Origin of the sequence: Corynebacterium sp. 11A, assembly GCF_008930935.1 — a bacterium.
Classification (GTDB): domain Bacteria; phylum Actinomycetota; class Actinomycetes; order Mycobacteriales; family Mycobacteriaceae; genus Corynebacterium; species Corynebacterium megadyptis.
In genome coordinates this window covers 120,351-137,041 of record NZ_PQMR01000004.1, presented here as the reverse complement: position 1 = coordinate 137,041, position 16,691 = coordinate 120,351, and the positions used below count along the sequence as shown (strand labels likewise).

Here is a 16,691-nt window from a genome sequence, read left to right as displayed (position 1 = left end):
GCACCGCTGTGCTCTTCTGGCAGATAAAAATGTGAATTACTCCATCACAGAGCGCAGTAATTCTCTCAGCAAACAAGGTATGCCTACTATTGTCTACGCTTCCGTAGAAATCCCGCATGCTTGACTAAAGCGCCCCGAGCACTATTCGCGTGGCCGGATACGCGCTGCAGGGTGTGAGATATGCCCTGCGCAACGCCCTGAAGGGCGATGGTGCGGTTGATAAAATCGATGCTGGACTATCCGCGTGACAATGTGGCTGCGCATCGCCGCTTCCTGTGTCTGTTCCAACGGTGAAATAAGCGACTTATCACAACACATTCATGCCACGCGGCGAGCGAATGGTTAAGGATAAGGGCACCATATATGCATCTGGCGAATAGTTGGCAAGGAAAAAACCTTCGAGAAAATCTGGAAATGCGCGGAGTACCGCGGCGTGACTTTCTCAAGTTATGTGGCGCTATGGCGGGAGTATTTGCCACCGGCGTTCCAGTAATGAGCGGATTTGAAGCCCAGGCAGAAGAAATTGCCGAGAAACTAGGCAACGTCGAGAAGCCCAATGTAGCGTGGCTGCAGCTGCAGGAATGTACCGGCTGCATGGAATCGCTCATCCGTTCCGGCGGCACCACCGTAGAAGACATGGTGCTGGAGCTGCTCTCGCTCAATTACAATGAGCTGCTCATGGCGGCCTCTGGACATGGGGCAGAGAAAGCGCTCGAGGATATGCGCGGCGAACCCCACATTTTGGTGGTTAATGGTTCCGTGCCCACCAAAGAAAACGGCATCTACTGCATGATCGGTGGAAAAACCTCGGAGCAGGTACTGCGCGAGGCCGCCGAGGGGGCCTCGGTGGTGCTCGCCGTTGGGGCCTGTGCCGTCTATGGCTCGGTGCAGGCCGCCCGCCCCAATCCCACGGGCGCAGTGGGAGTGGAGGAGATCATCACAGATAAGCCGGTGATTAATGTGTCCGGCTGCCCGCCGATCGGCGAGGTTATTACCGCCACCATTACCTATTTGCTCACTCACGGCGAGCCGCCCAAGGTGGACGCCGAGGGGCGTCCGCTCTTCGCCTACGATCAGCGCATCCACGATTCCTGCCCCAAGCGCCCCCACTTTGACGCTGGGCAGTTCGTGAAGACCTTCGACGATGAGGGCGCGCGCAATGGCTGGTGCCTCTACGAGGTGGGCTGTAAAGGCCCCTCCACCTTTAGCCCCTGCCCGATTGTGCAGTGGAATATGCGCTCCGGCTGGCCGATCGGCGCCGGTCACCCGTGTATCGGCTGTACCGAGAAGCACTTCTTTGACAAGTTCACTCCCTTCTACGAGGAACTCCCCAATGTGGGTGCTTTTGGCGTTGAGTCCTCCGCGGAGAAGGTGGGGTGGGGTCTAGTAGGCGCCGGCATTGCTGGGGCGGCCGTGCACGCCGGCATCACCACTTTTAAAACAATTCCGATCCGCTCGGGAGATAAGGACGAGGAGCTGCTCGCGGCCTTCGGTGATCTTCCCGCTGCTGCTGGCGAGGCCGAGGAGACGGCGTCGTCACGCGCCCACCCTACCCCCGAGGCAGGGCCGGCGGAACCGCACACTAAGGAAGGCAAGTAAATGGCAGAGCGCGTTGTCATTGACCCCCTCACTCGCATCGAAGGACACCTACGTATCGAGCTGGAGCGCGAGGGGGAGAAGATCACCAACGCATGGTCGGAGACCACGCAGTTTCGCGGGATCGAGGAAATCGTGGAGGGCCGTGACCCGCGTGATGTGTGGGCCTTTGTAGGCCGCATCTGCGGGGTGTGCACCGGCGTGCACTCGATCGGATCGGTAGTTGCGGTCGAAGACGCTATCGGCTCAAATGTGCCTAAGCAGGCGCGGCTGATTCGTGATCTGGTGCTGGGGTCGCAGGAAGTGCACGATCACGTGGTGCACTTTTATCATCTGCACGCCCTGGACTGGGTGAATGTGGTTTCTGCGGCCGAGGCTGATCCGAAAAAAGCCGTGGAGTTTGCCGCCTCGATCGGATCGACGTGGAAGAACAACAGCGAAACCACCTTTCAGAAGGTGAAGGAGACCATCCAAGGCGTGCTGGATTCCGGCCAGCTGTCTATCTTTAGCAATGGCTACTGGGAGCACCCCGATTATCGCCTGCCACCGGAAGCGAATCTCATGGCGGTCTCGCATTATCTCGATGCGCTGCAGTTCCAGCGCTCGATCATCCGTATCAACACGGTCTTTGGCGGCAAGAACCCGCACCCCAACTTCCTCGTCGGCGGGATGGCGTGCTCGATTGACCCCAATAAGTCCGAGACTGTCAACCAGGTGCAGCTCGATCAGGTGTCCGCTTGGATCGATGAGATCCTCGAGTTCGTCAACGACTGCTACTACCCAGACGCTGTCGCGATCATGGGGGCTTATAAGGACTACTTCGATATCGGCGCGGCGGCCCCGAACTTCCTCGCCGTAGGCATGGCCGGTGCCACCTATGGTGGCGATCCCACCGGCCGTCCCGTGTCCTCATTCCACCCTGACATTCGGCCCGGAGTGATCCTCGACGGCGATTACTCCACCCTGCACGAGCTGGACCCTGCCGAGATCACCGAGTTCGTCAGCAGTGCGTGGTTCAGCTATAGCGAGGGCAAAGACGTGGGGCTGCACCCTTCCGAAGGCGAAACGGTGGTGGACTACACGGGGCCGCAGCCGCCCTATGAGTGGCTCGGAGACAGCGAAGAATATACCTGGTCGAAGGCGCCCCGTTACGATGGCCGTCCTACACAGGTCGGGCCGGTCGCGCGGGTGCTTTTGGCGTATCTGCAAAAAGAACCCACCACCACACGGCTGGTGAATGAGGCCATGAAGGCGCTGGATATTCGCGTGGAGCAACTCAACTCTACCGCCGGGCGCACCTTCGCCCGTGCCGTGGAGGCGGTGACCACCGCCGAGGCTTTGGCGGATACGATTCTGCCCGCGTTCATCGACGGCCTGCGCCGCGGCGATATTGATGTCTTCGATTCCTCCACCTGGGAGCCGTCCAGCTGGCCGCAGGAATGCGAGGGGTTCAGCATGCTTGAGGTGGCTCGCGGCACGCTCGGCCACTGGGTGCGGATTAAAGACGGCAAGGTGGATAACTACCAGGCGGTGGTGCCCACCACCTGGCTGGCGGGCGGCCGCGATGCCCGCGGCCAGATGGGGCCCTATGAACACTCTCTCGCCCATGGCGGCGAGCACCCGCTGGTTGATCCGAAACAGCCGCTGGAGCCTTTACGCACCATTCACTCCTTTGATCCGTGCATGTCCTGCGCGGTCCACGTGCTCGACCCCAGCGGGGAGAGCATGATGGAGGTGATGACGCCATGACCACCCTCCACACACCGCACGGTTCGGGCCGCGGGACCGAGTCACACTCGAAGAAGCGAGGCACCCAAGGCCCAGAGCGCGTGCTGCGACCGACTCGGGCCTACTCTGTGGGGCACTATTCCAGCGGTCGGCTTTTGGCCTTGGCCGCGGTGGGGCCGCAGGACAGTACCGATCCTGTGGAGCGGGCGCTACGCACCTCGCTGCATGTCAATCGCCCCGATATCAACCAAGCGGAGCTGACGGCCGTATCTTTCGACGCGGCGAGTGCCGAGCGCCCCTATTCGCTGGCGGTCAGTGACACGATCACGATCAATAAAGAACACCAGACTCGTATGATTATGCGCGGCGACTACGAGGCGGTACTCGAGCAGTCGCAGCTGTCGAACGAGGAGCGCGCCCCGCTGGTGCAGACAGTCAAGACGGCTCATCGTAAGGGCGAACGCCTCCTCGGCATCGCCACCGCCCACGTGGATGCCGACGGCCAGCCCGGCCCCTTCCGCTTTCAAGGCGTGGTGGGGGTGAAGGTCGAGGACAAGGATCGCGCGATGAAGGATGTGCGCGCTAATCCCAACCAGTGGGTGCGGGTGAATCTGTGGACGGTGCCACTTCGCCTGCAGCACTGGGGCAATGTGGCGCTTATCGTGATCCTCTCGGTCACCGGCTATTTCATCATGAACCCCAGCTTGCTTCCCGCCCAGCAGCCCGGCGGCGATCCCGGCTATCTCATGGGTTGGGTGCGCTATATTCACTTCGTGGCCGCTTTCCTCTGGTTGCTGCTGGGCTTTACCCGCTGCGTCATCTGGGTGACCTCGCGGCACCGCCAACTACGGTGGCGAGCAATGTGGCCCATTCGCTCCAAACGGGACCTGCACGGGCTGGTGGGCACCCTCAAGTACTATCTCTTCCTTCAGAAGCACCCGCCGCTCTATCTCACTCACAACCCGCTGCAGCAATTCGCCTATACAGCGATCTATCTGCTCTGTCTCTTCCAAATGCTCAGCGGACTAGCGCTCTACGGGCTCTATAACCAGAACTCGATCATCTGGTCCTTCTTTAGCTACCCGGTGCACTGGACTGGCATCCCCACCATGCGGCTCATCCACGCCATGATCATGTTCATCGTGTGGATGTTCGTCTGGATTCACGTCTATCTCGCGGTGCGGGCGGACTCGGTCGAGCGCCATGGTGGCGTCTCGTCCATGATCAACGGCGGAGTGTGGCTGCGGCGCGGTGCCCAACCCTATGACGCCCCGGAGATCGGCTAGTGGCGGCGCCGGTGACGGTGGTGGGAATTGGTAATCCCATCATGTCCGATGATGGGATAGGTATCGAACTGCTACGCCAGCTGGCCACCGGCGACAGCGAGGTCGCAGAGCTGGCGTGGGTGCCGAGCCATCGCCGCCAGCCCCTCGCGGAGCCTGCCTCCCACGGCCCCGTGGAGTTCATCGATGGGGGCACCTCCGGTATGGAGATTCTGCCCGTGGTGCAGCAGGCGCGCCGTTTATTGCTTCTCGACGCCATCGCGGGTGCCCAACCGGGGGAGGTCACAGTACTGCGTGGAGACCAGTTACCCAGACTCGTGCAGTCGCATCTCTCCCCGCATCAAGTGAGTCTGTTGGACCTGCTCGCCGCGGCGCGTTTATTGGGAACAGAACCCGAGGAGATAGCCGTGGTGGGGGTGGTGCCCGCCAGCACTGAGCTATCGGTGGGCCTGAGCGAACCGGTGATCGCAGCACTGCCGGAGGCTGTCGCCGCCGCCCGTGAGGTGATCGCCGACTGGTTGGCCGCCGAGAGCACCGACACGGGGAGGTGAACGCTGTGGAGCTACGAAGCCGGGGGATCGGTGAGATCAATATAGGCGATCTCGAACTCGCGTCCCCGCCGCAGGTCCGCCGTGGGCGTGCCGCAGCGGGGGCAGGTCAGGGCAAAATACTCATCAATCTCCACCTCCCCAGCGCAGCTGGGGCAGTAAACGGTGGCGGTGATGTTCTCCACGTCCAGCGTCGCCTCGGCGCAGCAGGTGCCGCTGCGGGCCAGCGGCCACGCGGCGTACAGCGCCTCGGTGACCACACCGGCGAGGCTGCCCACGCGCAACGCCACTTTTTCCACAGTTCTTCCCGGGGCGTGGGCGGATACAGTGGAGACAACGCCGCTCAGCAGGCTGAATTCATGCATGGAATCTATTATGTCTAACTCCTCCACCAGCATCCGCCTCGACGCCATCATTGATCCTTTCGAGGCCACGGTGCTCTATACCCGCGATAGGGGCGGGCGCATCGTTGATGCCCACTTTGACCTTTCGGGGCTGCCGCGACTGGAGCCTTTATTGCTCGGAAAACCGGTGGCCGAGGTGGTGCACACAGTGACTCATCTCTGCGGGCTCTGCCCCGTGGCCCACCACTTGGCTGGGATGGCGGCGCTCGATCGGATGCACGGCGTCTCTGCTCTGCCTGCTACCGCTCGCGCTGTGCGGGAGCTCCTGCTCCACGGTGCCGCTCTCTCCGCCTATGCGCCCAAGTTCCTCAGCGTGAGTCCGCAGAGTGCGCGGGCGCTCAAAGAGCGTGGCGACGCAATCATGGCGGCGGCGGGAGCCACCGGGCATTTCCCCAGCGTAGCCACCCCAGGTGGAGTGGTGGCCCCCGCCGATAGGGCCGCGGTGGAGGCCCTTGATCTTGATGTGGAGCAGCTGTGCGCGGACCTGCTGCACCGTGCTGCGAAGGAATCTCCCGTGCCCCCGTGGCAGGGAGTGGATATGCATTTAGGCACGGACCCAGTGGGGGATCGGATCGTGCTCTCCTCGGGAGAGAGCTTCGCCGCGGCGGATAGCGCTGAACGCATCCGCGAAACCCGTCCCGGTGACCCAGCCCCGCGCCCGCAGGTGAGACTGTTCTCGGGGCAGTGGCAGCCCTACCGGGTAGGCCCTGTGGCGCATGCCGATGCCTCCACCGCGAAGCGTGGCCTGACGGCGGTCATGGTGGCGGAGATTCGCCGCCGCGTGGCGGCGGTGGAGCGGCTCCGCTCGGAAGACGAGCTCTATGGCGCGGATATCCAGGCGGAGCTGCAGCCGCGGGCGGGCACCTTCACCGGGGTAGTCGATGGGCCGCGCGGGCTGCTCGCCCACACATATACGGTGGATGAGCAGCAGCGAGTGGTGCAGTGTCGCATCCTCACTCCCACCGCCCAGAACGAGTACTGGTTGGCGCAAATGGTGCGCCACGCGCTAGTACAGGACTCCGATGTGGAGGAATCGATCCGTACGGCTGATCCTTGCCTGCCCTGCGCCGCCGCCCCGCAGGGGCAGATGGGGCTGCGGTTGCGCGAAGATACCGTATCGGCTGAGAGCACCGAGGAGGAGGACTAAAGATGTGTCTCGGAATCCCCGCCAAGATTCTCTCCCGTGAGCCGGGTCTGTTGAGTATGGCAGAGGTGGATATGGCCGGGCAGCGGCGGGAAGTAAATATGTCTTATCTGCCCGAGGCCGAGGTGGGCGACTATGTGCTGATCCAACAGGGCTTCGCCATGACCGTGGTGGATGCGGCGGATGCCGAAGCCTCGCTCCGCGCTATCGCCGAACTCAATCTGCTGCGGCCCGAGCGCCTGCCGCGCGGTCACCGCTAGGGCCCATCTGCGTTAGGTGAGCCCGCGCAGCGGGAGTAAAATTTGTGAATAAAGCTGAGAATCCTCGCTAGCGCCAAAGGAGGGAACACCGATGTGTCTGGGAGTGCCCGCACAAGTTGTGGACATTGAGGATGGCCACCGTGCCACAGTGTCAATGTCTGGGGTGAGCCGGAAGATTTCCACCGATCTCTTGGTGGGCGAAACCCTCGAGGAGGGGGAATGGGTGCTGGTGCATGTGGGCTTTGCACTGTCGAAGATCGACGAGGATGAGGCTGCTCTCACCCTGCAGCAGATCAAGCAGCTCGGCGGTGGGACCTTTGATGATGAGCTCGATTCGTTCTCTCGTTCGGACATCGGATAGCAGCTGCGATGAAGTTTGTTGATGAGTTCCGTGATCCTGCCGCAGCGCGGGCCCTGCTGGACCGCATTGAACGCGATGCCGCTGCCCTCGACGAGCCTCTGTCTTTGATGGAGGTCTGCGGCGGGCATACCCACACCATTTATCGTTATGGCATCGAGAATCTGCTCCCCGATTCCATCAATCTCGTGCACGGCCCCGGCTGCCCGGTGTGTGTGATCCCCATGGGGCGTGTTGACGACGCCCTCTGGCTGGCGTCCCAGCCGGACGTGCTCTTTACCACCTTCGGGGACATGATGCGCGTACCTGGGTCGGAGGGCTCGCTGCTCGATGCCCGAGCGCGTGGCGCCAATGTGGAGTTCGTGTACTCGCCCTTGGATTCTCTCGAGCTGGCGAAGAAAAACCCCGATAAGCACGTGATCTTCTTTGCCGTGGGATTTGAAACAACGGCTCCCTCTACCGCTGCCACGCTGCGTGCCGCCAAGGCGCTCGACATTCCTAACTTTTCGGTGTTTTCCAATCACGTCCTCATTGAGCCGCCCTTGCGGGCGATCGTCAATGGCGGAGAAACGGCCGTCGATGGCTTCATCGGGCCCGGCCACGTGGCGGCGATCGTGGGCACGGACGCCTTCGAGTTTTTGCCCTTTGAATACGATATGCCCGTGGCGGTGGCCGGTTTCGAGCCACTCGATGTGCTGCAATCTGTGGCGATGCTGCTGCGGCAATGCATCAGCGGCAACGTGGACGCTGGGCTGGCGCGAGTGGATAACCAATACGCTCGTGTGGTCCAGCCCGGCGGCAATAAACAAGCCATGGCTCTGATGGGCGACACCTTTGTGGTGCGGGAGAGCTTCGAGTGGCGCGGACTGGGTACGCTGCCCGAGTCTGGTCTGACTATCCACGAGGACTATGCGCGGTGGGATGCAGAGAAGCGCTTTGATATTCCGGGCCGCCGGGTGGAAGATCCGAAGGCCTGCGAGTGCGGGAGCGTGCTCACCGGTCGGATCAAGCCTTGGCAGTGCCGCGTTTTCGGCACCGCCTGCACGCCCGCCACCCCAATCGGTACCTGCATGGTCTCGCCGGAGGGGGCCTGTGCCGCCTACTACAATTTCGGCCGTATTGACCGCTCCGCCACCGAGGCCCTCAACCGCTAGATTCCTCTAGCGCAGCTTGTGAACACATCTATGAAGGAAAGGCCCCACGGCATGGATGCTCGCGATGAACAGGCCCTCCGCGCGGCGAAGCTCTACTACGAGTCCGAGATGAGCCAGGCTGAGGTGGCCGCCGAGATGGGTATTTCCCGTCCCACTGTGGCGAAGCTGCTGCAATACGCTCGGGAGCGCGGCTATGTAGTTATCCAGATCCTCGATCCGCGGGAAGAACGCGGTCATGTGGCCGAAACCCTAGTGGAACGCTTTGGCCACTATGGGCTGAAGGAGGTGCGCGTGGTGCACACCGCCCGCGACTCCTCCGAGGAAATCCTGAAAGAGCTCGGCCGCATGGGGGCACTGGTGTTGCAAGAACACGTCGATGACGGGCATCTCGTGGGCGTGAGCTGGGGAAACACTATGTATGCCGTGGCGCGCGCGCTCAGTGACACCCCGCGCCAAGGGGTGGAGATCGTGCAGCTCAAAGGCGGACTGAGCTATAGCGAACGCTCCAGCAACGATATCGAGACCATCAATCTCTTCTGCCGTGCCTTCGGTGCCTATGCCCGCACCCTGCCGCTGCCAGTGATTTTCGATAATCCCGAAACCAAAGCCGTGGTGGAACAGGATCGGCTCATCAGCCACACCCTGGAACTCGGGGCACACACGGATGTGGTGATCTTTACCGTCGGCGCGGTGCACCGCGACTCTTTGCCGCTGTCCATGGGCTATCTCAGCGAGCGCGAGATTCAGCAGCTCGAGCGGGATGCGGTGGGCGATGCCTGCTCGCGCTTTTTCACCAGCGAGGGCGCCATTGCGGCCCCGAGCGTGGACGAGCGCACCGTGGGGATTCGTCTCTCGGATCTCTCCTCCCGCCCAGTGCGCATTCTCGTGGCCGGAGGCTTATCCAAAACCGCCGCCATTGCCGCCGCGCTGCGCATGGGGCTGGCCACGCATTTGGTGATTGACCACCACACCGCCTGTGCCATCCTCGAGCGCTAAGGATTCCCGCCTATTCGCGCGGGTTCTGAGCGGCTGCTCTGGACATACGAATGCCTCCCTACCGCAGTGTTACTGGCGGCGGGGAGGCGTCGATAAGCGCCGAAATTAGAAGGCGACGATGCCCACGATGGCGGCGTTGAGCATATTGGTGCAGAAGCCGGCGAAGAGGGCCTTGATACCGAGCTCGGCTACTTCGGAGCGGCGCTCGGGAACGAGGGCGCCGAAGGAACCAATCTGGATAGCGATAGAGGAGAAGTTGGCGAAACCAGCTAGGGCGAAGGAAGTGAGCATCACGGATTTCGCGGAAAGATCATCTACATGCTCGGAGAAGGCGGTGTAGCCGACGAACTCGTTGAGAATGGTCTTTTGGCCGATGAAGTTACCCACCAAGCTGGCCTCTTCCCACGGCACGCCGATCGCCCATGCCAGCGGGGACAGAAGCACGCCGAACAACCCCTCGAGGGACCAGTTTTCTTGGCCGAAGATGCTGCCGATACCGCCGATGCCGGCATTGACCATTGCGATACCAGCGATGAAGGCTACCAACAGGCAAGCCACGGTGACGGCGATCCGGCCGCCGGAGAGCGCGCCGGTGCCAATGGCGTCGATAATGTTGCGTGAATCCTCATCGCGCACCTCCCGCACATTGGCGTTCACCTGCGATTCTTCCGTCTCGGGCATGAGGGCCTTGGCCACCATGAGCGAGCCAGGGGCGTTCATTACCGAGGCAGCCAGCAGATAGGGCAGCGGCGCACCCAGCAGCGAGTAGCCCACCAAGGTAGAGCCGGCCACGGCGGCGAATCCGCCGGACATGCAGGTAAATAGCTCGGAGCGAGTGAGCTTGGGAAGCCACGGCTTAATCACCAGTGGGGCCTCAGACTGGCCGAGGAAGACCACCGTCGAGGCCCACACGCCCTCGATCTTGGATACGCCCAGCACCTTGCGCAGGATCGTGCCCACGATCTCAACGAACCACTGCAGAATGCGTAGATAGTACAGGGCACCGATAATGGCGCCGAGGAAGATAATCACCGGCAAGACGTTGAGGGCGAAAATAAAGCCCACGTCCTCGCCGAAGAGTGGACCAAAGACAAAGGAAGTGCCTTTGTTGGTGTAGTCGATCAGCTTCTCAATTGCGCTGGAGACAGCTTCGAGAGCGTGGAAACCGGGAGTCCACTTCAGCACCAATAGTGCGAAAGACACCTGAAGTAATAATCCCACGCCCAAGGTGCGCCAATTGATCTGGCGGCGATGTGAGGACAACGCGATAAGCACCGCGAAGATCACAAAAATGCCGATGAGGCCTTGGAAGCGATCCATGGGTTATGCCTCCTTAGAGAGGTGTTCGGGCCCGAAGGAATAGGGCAGGAGTGTGTCGAAATTCAGGCTGAGAGGCTCGCCCTTCTCATCCTCCACTACGACGGTGGTGCAGCCGAACTCGCGGAGCACTTGGCGGCACGCGCCGCACGGCCAGCAGGGGGCCGCGTTCAGGCCCACGATGGCGACCGTATCGATGCGTCGACCAGCGCTATCGCTGGGGTCGAGATGGGCGATCATAGTGGTAGTGGCATTGCGCTCGGCGCACAGGGTGAGCCCATAGGAGGCATTTTCTACATTGCATCCGGTGTAGATTGTTCCGTCTGCGCTCAGCACGGCGGCACCCACGGGGAAGTCGCTGTACGGGGCGTAGGCGTGCTCGGCGGCTTCGCGGGCGCGTTCGAGCAAGGAGGCGTGATCAACCATGCGAGGTGGTCCTTTCGCTGGGGAGAAGAAGCACGCTTGACGACGCCGCTCTCCGGGCATGAATCGGTGTTGGCTGCGGTCAAGCTCTTAGCTGATCAGCGTACGGTCCCTCGTCGGAAAGCACAGCGCGACAAACAGGGAACAATTGGCAATCCACGTATTGACATTTGTTCTAAGCGGGATGATACTTGGTCTCAAAGAGCAATATCAAGGGTCTACCTAACTTTTGGGTAGCCACGGTGAGTGAGGTCACTGCCGTGGTGGGGCCCGCTAGAGGAAAGAGGACAGAGGCGATATGGCTGAACAATTCGATGTCGTCGATATCATCCGCACCAAGCGTGATGGCGGCGAACTCTCCACTGAGCACATCAACTGGGTCATCGATGCCTATACCCGCGGGATCGTGGGCGATGAGCAGATGGCGGCACTGAACATGGCCATTTTCATCCGCGATATGAATCGTCGCGAGATCGTGGACTGGACTCAGGCGATGATCGCCTCCGGTACCACCATGGACTTCTCCGGGCTGTCGAAACCTACCACCGACAAGCACTCCACCGGCGGTGTCGGAGACAAGGTGACGCTCCCGCTCGGGCCGCTCGTCTCCTCCTATGGAGTGGCGGTGCCGCAGCTCTCGGGCCGCGGTTTGGGTCACACCGGCGGCACCCTAGACAAGCTGGAGTCCATTCCAGGCTGGCAGGCAGATGTGCCCAATGATCGCCTCATGTCCATCCTCGAAGATTCGGGCGCGGTGGTGGCAGCCGCGGGCGCCGGCCTCGCCCCAGCGGATAAGAAGATTTACGCACTACGCGATATCACTGCCACCGTCGACTGCATCCCGCTGATTGCTTCCTCCATCATGAGCAAGAAGATTGCAGAGGGCACCTCGGCGCTGGTGCTGGACGTGAAGGTCGGTTCTGGTGCGTTCATGAAGGACCTCGACCAGGCCCGCGCCCTCGCCCGCACCATGGTGGATCTGGGCAATGACGCTGGAGTGAACACCCGAGCACTCCTCACCGACATGAACACCCCCTTGGGACGCAAGATTGGCAATGCCCTCGAAGTGGAGGAATCTCTCGAGGTGCTCGCCGGCGGCGGCCCAGCTGATCTGGTGGAGATCACCTGTGAGCTGGCCCGCGAGATGCTGGAGCTGGTGGGGGTACACGATCCGGATGTGGAGGAGGCCCTCAAGGATGGCCGCGCCATGGATTCGTGGCGGAAGATGATCCACGCACAAGGCGGCGATCCGGACGCAGCCCTGCCCGTGGCCCCGCATCAGGAGGTCCTGCGTGCTGAGCGTGATGGCGTGCTCACCCAGTTGGACGCGCTCGCTTTGGGCGTGGGGTCCTGGCGCCTCGGCGCCGGTCGCGCCCGCAAGGAAGATCCCGTGCAGGCCACCGCCGGCATTGAGATTCATGCCGAGATTGGCCAAGAGGTGAAGAAGGGAGAGCCACTGCTCACCCTGCACACCGAAACCCCCGATCGCATTGAGCGGGCGCTGGAATCCATCCGTCCGGGCATCGTCATCGGCGATGGCCCAGCTCCGGCCCGCACCATCATTCTTGATCGCATCGTTTAAGGAGACTGTTGTTATGAGCTTGAACCGAGCAGAACTCGCCCGCTATATCGACCACACCCTGCTGAAGCCGGAGGCCACCCGTGCCGACTTTGAGGCTCTCGCCGCCGAGGCCGGCGAACTGGGAGTGTTCTCCATCTGTGTGTCTCCCTCCGAGCTGCCCATCAGCGCCCCCGAGGGCGTTGCTGTGGCCACCGTGTGCGGCTTCCCCTCTGGTGCCGTGCAGTCCGAGATCAAGGCCGCCGAGGCCGCGCTGTCGGTGCAGCAGGGCGCCGACGAGGTGGACATGGTGATTAACATCGCCGATGCCAAGGAGGGTGACTTTGAGGCCGTGCAGGCTGATATCGCCGCCGTGCGTGCGGCCATTCCGAACGCGCTACTCAAGGTAATCATCGAATCCGCAGTGCTCACCGACGAGGAGATCGTGGGCTGCTGTCAGGCCGCCGAGGCCGCAGGGGCCGACTTTGTGAAAACCTCCACCGGATTCCACCCGGCCGGCGGCGCCAGCGTTGAGGCTGTTCGCCTCATGCGCGAGACCGTGGGCGATCGCCTCGGGGTGAAGGCCTCGGGCGGGATCCGTGATCTCGCCACCGCCCAAGCCATGATCGATGCTGGGGCCAGCCGTCTCGGCTGTTCCTCCTCCGCCGCCATCTTGAAGGAGTTGGACTAAATGACTATCGATCGTTCCCGTATCGCTCGGTGGATCGAGCACGACCCCGACGAGACCACCGCCGCCGAGCTGCAGCGCCTGCTCGATGCGGCCGATACCGAGGAGCTCGCTGCTCGCTTCGCTGGCCCTCTGGAGTTCGGCACCGCCGGTCTGCGCGGCCGCCTCGAAGGCGGTGAGTCGCGGATGAACGTGGCGACTGTCTCCCGCGCTACCGCCGGCGTGGCCGCATGGCTGAACTCTCAGGTAGAGCGGCCCGTGGTGGTGATCGGCTGTGATGCACGCTATGGCTCCGCCGATTTCCACCAGGCTGCCGCAGAGATCTTCGCCGCGGCGGGTTGCATTGTGCACCTGATTACGCCGCAGCTACCCACCCCCTTCACCGCCTTCTGCGTGCGTCACTTCGACGCCGATGCCGGCGTGATGGTGACCGCCTCGCATAATCCGCCGCAGGATAATGGCTATAAGGTCTACCTCGGTGGCCGCGTGGTAGATAGTGACGCTGCCAAGGGAGTGCAGCTGATCAGCCCCGCCGATAAGGAGATCGCGGAGCTCATCGCCGCTGCCCCAGACGCCGATGAGATTCCGCGCCGCAAAGAAAACATCGAGCCGGTGCCCGAATCAGTGCTGGAGGAGTACCTCTCCCGTGCGGTGAGCCTGCGTCGGGGCATCGAGGAATCCGATCTGCCCATCGTGTTCACCGCCATGCACGGTGTGGGTGGTCGTGTGCTGCAGACCGTGCTCTCCCGTGCCGGATTCAATGCGGTGACTCCGGTGGCTGAGCAATTCGAGCCCGATCCTGATTTCCCCACCGTGGCCTTCCCCAACCCGGAGGAAGATGGGGCGCTGGATCTCTCCATCGCCACCGCCGAGCGCTCCGGCGCCGAGCTCATCCTCGCCCTCGACCCCGATGCGGATCGCTGCTCGGTGGCCATTCCTACGGCCGAAGGCTGGCGCCAGCTCTCAGGCGATGAGGTAGGCGCCGTACTCGCTGAGGATATCGCCCGCTCCCACGAGGGTGGCGACGCCACACTCGCGGCGTCGATCGTGTCCTCGCGCCTGCTGAGCAAGGTGGCAGAGCGCCATGGCCTGCGCTTCCAGCCCACCCTGACCGGGTTTAAGTGGATTGCCCGCACCCCGGAGATGATCATGGGCTACGAGGAAGCGCTGGGCTACTGCACAGATCCGGAGATCGTGCGCGATAAAGATGGCATCACCGCCTGCCTGCGCGTCGCCGATCTGGTGGATCGCCTCCGCGCCGAGGGCAAGAATCTGCAGGATTTCCTTGACGAGATCGCCACAGCCTATGGGTTGTACGTTACTTCTCCATTGACTTTCCGCATGTCCGACCCGGCGGCCATCGCCGCCGCCCTGGAGCGGCTCAAGACCACCCCGCCGACCACGTTGGCGGGCGCGAGCGTGACGGATTTCTCGGATCTCTCCGCGGGATTTCGCGGGTTGCCGCCCACCACCGGATTCTGGGTGGAAACCGATGGCGGCGATCGTATCGTCGCCCGCCCCTCCGGTACAGAGCCCAAGCTCAAGTGCTATCTCGAGGTGATCGCCTCCGACCGCGCCGCGGCTGAGCAGCGGCTAGAGCAGCTCAAGGAAGAGTTCGCCGCAGCCCTCGGGCTCTAAAACGGCCCCCTGTTGTTCACTTCCGCGATGGCAGCATCCTATGACTAGGGTGCTGCCATCGTCGTCATTGTGGGGTGTGAAGAGGGGAGGCCTTTAGCCGCGCGAGGAGCGAGGCTTGCCCTCCTGGTAACCGGCAGCGGATTGAATACCCACCACGGCGCGCTCGTGGAACTCCGGAATCGAGGCGGCGCCGGCATAGGTGAAAGAGGAGCGCACACCGCTGATGATGGAATCCACCTGGTCCTCGACCCCGCCGCGTGCAGGATCGAGGTAGATACGCGCGGAGGAGATGCCCTCTTCAAACATTTCGCGCCGGGCGCGCTCGAACGCCTCGGTGCGCTGATTGCGGTTTTCCACCGCCCGTCGTGACGCCATACCGAAGGACTCCTTATACATGCGCCCATCGGCGTCACGCATGAGATCGCCCGGGGATTCAAAGGTACCGGCGAACCACGAACCGATCATCACATTCGAGGCGCCCGCAGCAAGTGCCAGCGCCACATCGCGGGGATCGCGCACGCCGCCATCTGCCCAGACGTGCGCCCCGAGCTCACGGGCCGCCGCCGCGCATTCCAGCACCGCCGTAAACTGCGGGCGACCCACGCCCGTCTGCATCCGCGTGGTGCACATTGCGCCCGGGCCAACGCCCACCTTGATGATGTCGGCCCCCGCCGCCACGAGATCACGTACGCCCTCGGCAGTGACGATATTGCCGGCCACAATCGGGACTCCTGGATCCATTGCCCGGACGCGCTCTACGGCGGAGATCATGGAATCTTGGTGACCGTGTGCCGTGTCCACGACTAAGACATCAGCGCCGGCGTCGACAAGCACCCCCACCCGCTGTTCAATATCGCCATTGATGCCGATGGCAGCGCCCACCCGTAGCCGCCCAGAGTCGTCCACCGCGGGGGTGTAGACCGTGGCGCGCAGCGCGGAGGTGCGGGTCATGATTCCCGCGAGACGGCCCTCGTTATCGACCACCGGGGCGAGCTTGCGGGAGGCATCCCGCAGCCGGCTAAAGGCCTCTTGTGGATCAATATTCGTCGGCAGGGTGAGCAGGGAGGTGGCCATGAGCGCCCCCACCTGGGTGAAGTTATCGGCGCCCACAAGATCCTTTTCCGTAATAAGGCCCACCGGTTTATCCTCCGCCACCACGATGGCGGCGCCATGCGCGCGCTTGTGAATCAGGTTACGGGCATAACCCACGGTGTGGTGGGGCTTGACCGTGATAGGGGTGTCGAAGGTGAGGTGGGCATCCTTCACCGTGCGAATCGTCTCCGCAGCGATCTCTGCCGGCACGTCCTGCGGCAGGATCGCGAGCCCGCCACGCCGAGCTATCGTTTCCGCCATGCGGCGACCAGCAACGGCCGTCATATTGGCCACCACGAGAGGAATGGTGGTTCCGGTGCCATCACTGGTGCTGAGATCAACGTGCATACGGGAGCCTACGGAGGATCGTGAGGGCACCATAAACACGTCGGAGTAGGTCAATTCATGGGTAGGTTCTTCGAGAAAACGCATACCCCGTACTCTACGTGCGTGCTAGGACACAGCTCGGTTCTGGCTCTCGGCGTGCGTGGTGGGAGGTGTCAC

16 protein-coding genes are annotated in these 16,691 nt (G+C 62.5%); 12 read left to right on the top strand and 4 right to left on the bottom strand.

Annotation, left to right across the window (positions count from 1 at the left end; translation table 11 throughout):
* The first annotated feature begins 363 nt into the window (after positions 1-363).
* Genes GBB18_RS05180 through GBB18_RS05165 form a run of 4 tightly spaced genes read left to right on the top strand, consistent with a single transcriptional unit; the run spans position 364 to position 5,158 of the window.
* Complete coding sequence (locus GBB18_RS05180; protein ID WP_151640956.1) at positions 364-1,599, top strand: hydrogenase small subunit; 1,236 nt, start codon at positions 364-366, stop codon at positions 1,597-1,599.
* Entirely contained in the window at positions 1,600-3,345 is a 1,746-nt protein-coding gene (locus GBB18_RS05175; RefSeq protein WP_151640955.1) for a nickel-dependent hydrogenase large subunit, read from the top strand.
* Positions 3,342-4,610, top strand: a complete 1,269-nt coding sequence (cybH, locus tag GBB18_RS05170; protein WP_151640954.1) for a Ni/Fe-hydrogenase, b-type cytochrome subunit — start codon at positions 3,342-3,344, stop codon at positions 4,608-4,610. The genes GBB18_RS05175 and cybH overlap by 4 nt, the downstream gene beginning before the upstream one ends.
* A 41-nt stretch (positions 4,611-4,651) precedes the next feature.
* A complete protein-coding gene (locus GBB18_RS05165) occupies positions 4,652-5,158 on the top strand; it encodes a hydrogenase maturation protease (RefSeq protein WP_370513261.1) in 507 nt (168 codons plus the stop codon).
* 11 nt (positions 5,159-5,169) lie between these two features.
* Here GBB18_RS05165 and GBB18_RS05160 read toward each other — a convergent pair whose 3' ends face one another.
* The gene (locus GBB18_RS05160; RefSeq protein ID WP_151549838.1) at positions 5,170-5,520 is read right to left on the bottom strand and encodes a hydrogenase maturation nickel metallochaperone HypA; all 351 of its coding nucleotides are present in this window, start codon (positions 5,518-5,520) and stop codon (positions 5,170-5,172) included.
* Positions 5,521-5,530: 10 nt separating this feature from the next.
* Between GBB18_RS05160 and GBB18_RS05155 the strand changes: the two genes are divergently transcribed.
* The 5 genes from GBB18_RS05155 (at position 5,531) to GBB18_RS05135 (ending at position 9,471) form a co-directional block, all read left to right on the top strand.
* Positions 5,531-6,706 carry a reducing hydrogenase subunit alpha gene (locus tag GBB18_RS05155; RefSeq protein WP_151640952.1) on the top strand — a complete coding sequence of 392 codons (1,176 nt, stop codon included), beginning with the start codon at positions 5,531-5,533 and terminating at the stop codon, positions 6,704-6,706.
* A gap of 2 nt (positions 6,707-6,708) precedes the next feature.
* A complete protein-coding gene (locus GBB18_RS05150; RefSeq protein ID WP_151640951.1) occupies positions 6,709-6,963 on the top strand; it encodes a HypC/HybG/HupF family hydrogenase formation chaperone in 255 nt (84 codons plus the stop codon).
* A gap of 91 nt (positions 6,964-7,054) precedes the next feature.
* The gene (locus GBB18_RS05145; RefSeq protein WP_151640950.1) at positions 7,055-7,324 is read left to right on the top strand and encodes a HypC/HybG/HupF family hydrogenase formation chaperone; all 270 of its coding nucleotides are present in this window, start codon (positions 7,055-7,057) and stop codon (positions 7,322-7,324) included.
* Positions 7,325-7,332: 8 nt separating this feature from the next.
* Positions 7,333-8,475: a hydrogenase formation protein HypD gene (gene hypD / locus GBB18_RS05140; protein WP_151640949.1), complete on the top strand. Its 1,143-nt coding sequence runs from the start codon at positions 7,333-7,335 to the stop codon at positions 8,473-8,475.
* 51 nt (positions 8,476-8,526) lie between these two features.
* Positions 8,527-9,471 carry a sugar-binding transcriptional regulator gene (locus GBB18_RS05135; RefSeq protein ID WP_151640948.1) on the top strand — a complete coding sequence of 315 codons (945 nt, stop codon included), beginning with the start codon at positions 8,527-8,529 and terminating at the stop codon, positions 9,469-9,471.
* Positions 9,472-9,576: 105 nt separating this feature from the next.
* Here GBB18_RS05135 and GBB18_RS05130 read toward each other — a convergent pair whose 3' ends face one another.
* The gene (locus GBB18_RS05130) at positions 9,577-10,791 is read right to left on the bottom strand and encodes a NupC/NupG family nucleoside CNT transporter (RefSeq protein ID WP_151549842.1); all 1,215 of its coding nucleotides are present in this window, start codon (positions 10,789-10,791) and stop codon (positions 9,577-9,579) included.
* 3 nt (positions 10,792-10,794) lie between these two features.
* Positions 10,795-11,214, bottom strand: coding sequence for a cytidine deaminase (locus GBB18_RS05125; protein ID WP_151640947.1), 420 nt, complete (start codon positions 11,212-11,214; stop codon positions 10,795-10,797).
* 295 nt (positions 11,215-11,509) lie between these two features.
* On the opposite strand from GBB18_RS05125, the gene GBB18_RS05120 reads away from it, so the two are divergent.
* Genes GBB18_RS05120 through GBB18_RS05110 form a run of 3 tightly spaced genes read left to right on the top strand, consistent with a single transcriptional unit; the run spans position 11,510 to position 15,095 of the window.
* Complete coding sequence (locus GBB18_RS05120) at positions 11,510-12,793, top strand: thymidine phosphorylase (protein ID WP_151640946.1); 1,284 nt, start codon at positions 11,510-11,512, stop codon at positions 12,791-12,793.
* A 13-nt stretch (positions 12,794-12,806) separates the two neighbouring features.
* On the top strand, positions 12,807-13,460 hold the full coding sequence (gene deoC / locus GBB18_RS05115) for a deoxyribose-phosphate aldolase (RefSeq protein ID WP_151640945.1): 654 nt from the start codon (positions 12,807-12,809) through the stop codon (positions 13,458-13,460).
* A complete protein-coding gene (locus tag GBB18_RS05110) occupies positions 13,461-15,095 on the top strand; it encodes a phospho-sugar mutase (protein WP_151640944.1) in 1,635 nt (544 codons plus the stop codon).
* A gap of 93 nt (positions 15,096-15,188) precedes the next feature.
* Here GBB18_RS05110 and GBB18_RS05105 read toward each other — a convergent pair whose 3' ends face one another.
* On the bottom strand, positions 15,189-16,619 hold the full coding sequence (locus GBB18_RS05105) for a GuaB1 family IMP dehydrogenase-related protein (RefSeq protein ID WP_151640943.1): 1,431 nt from the start codon (positions 16,617-16,619) through the stop codon (positions 15,189-15,191).
* Positions 16,620-16,691 lie beyond the last annotated feature (72 nt).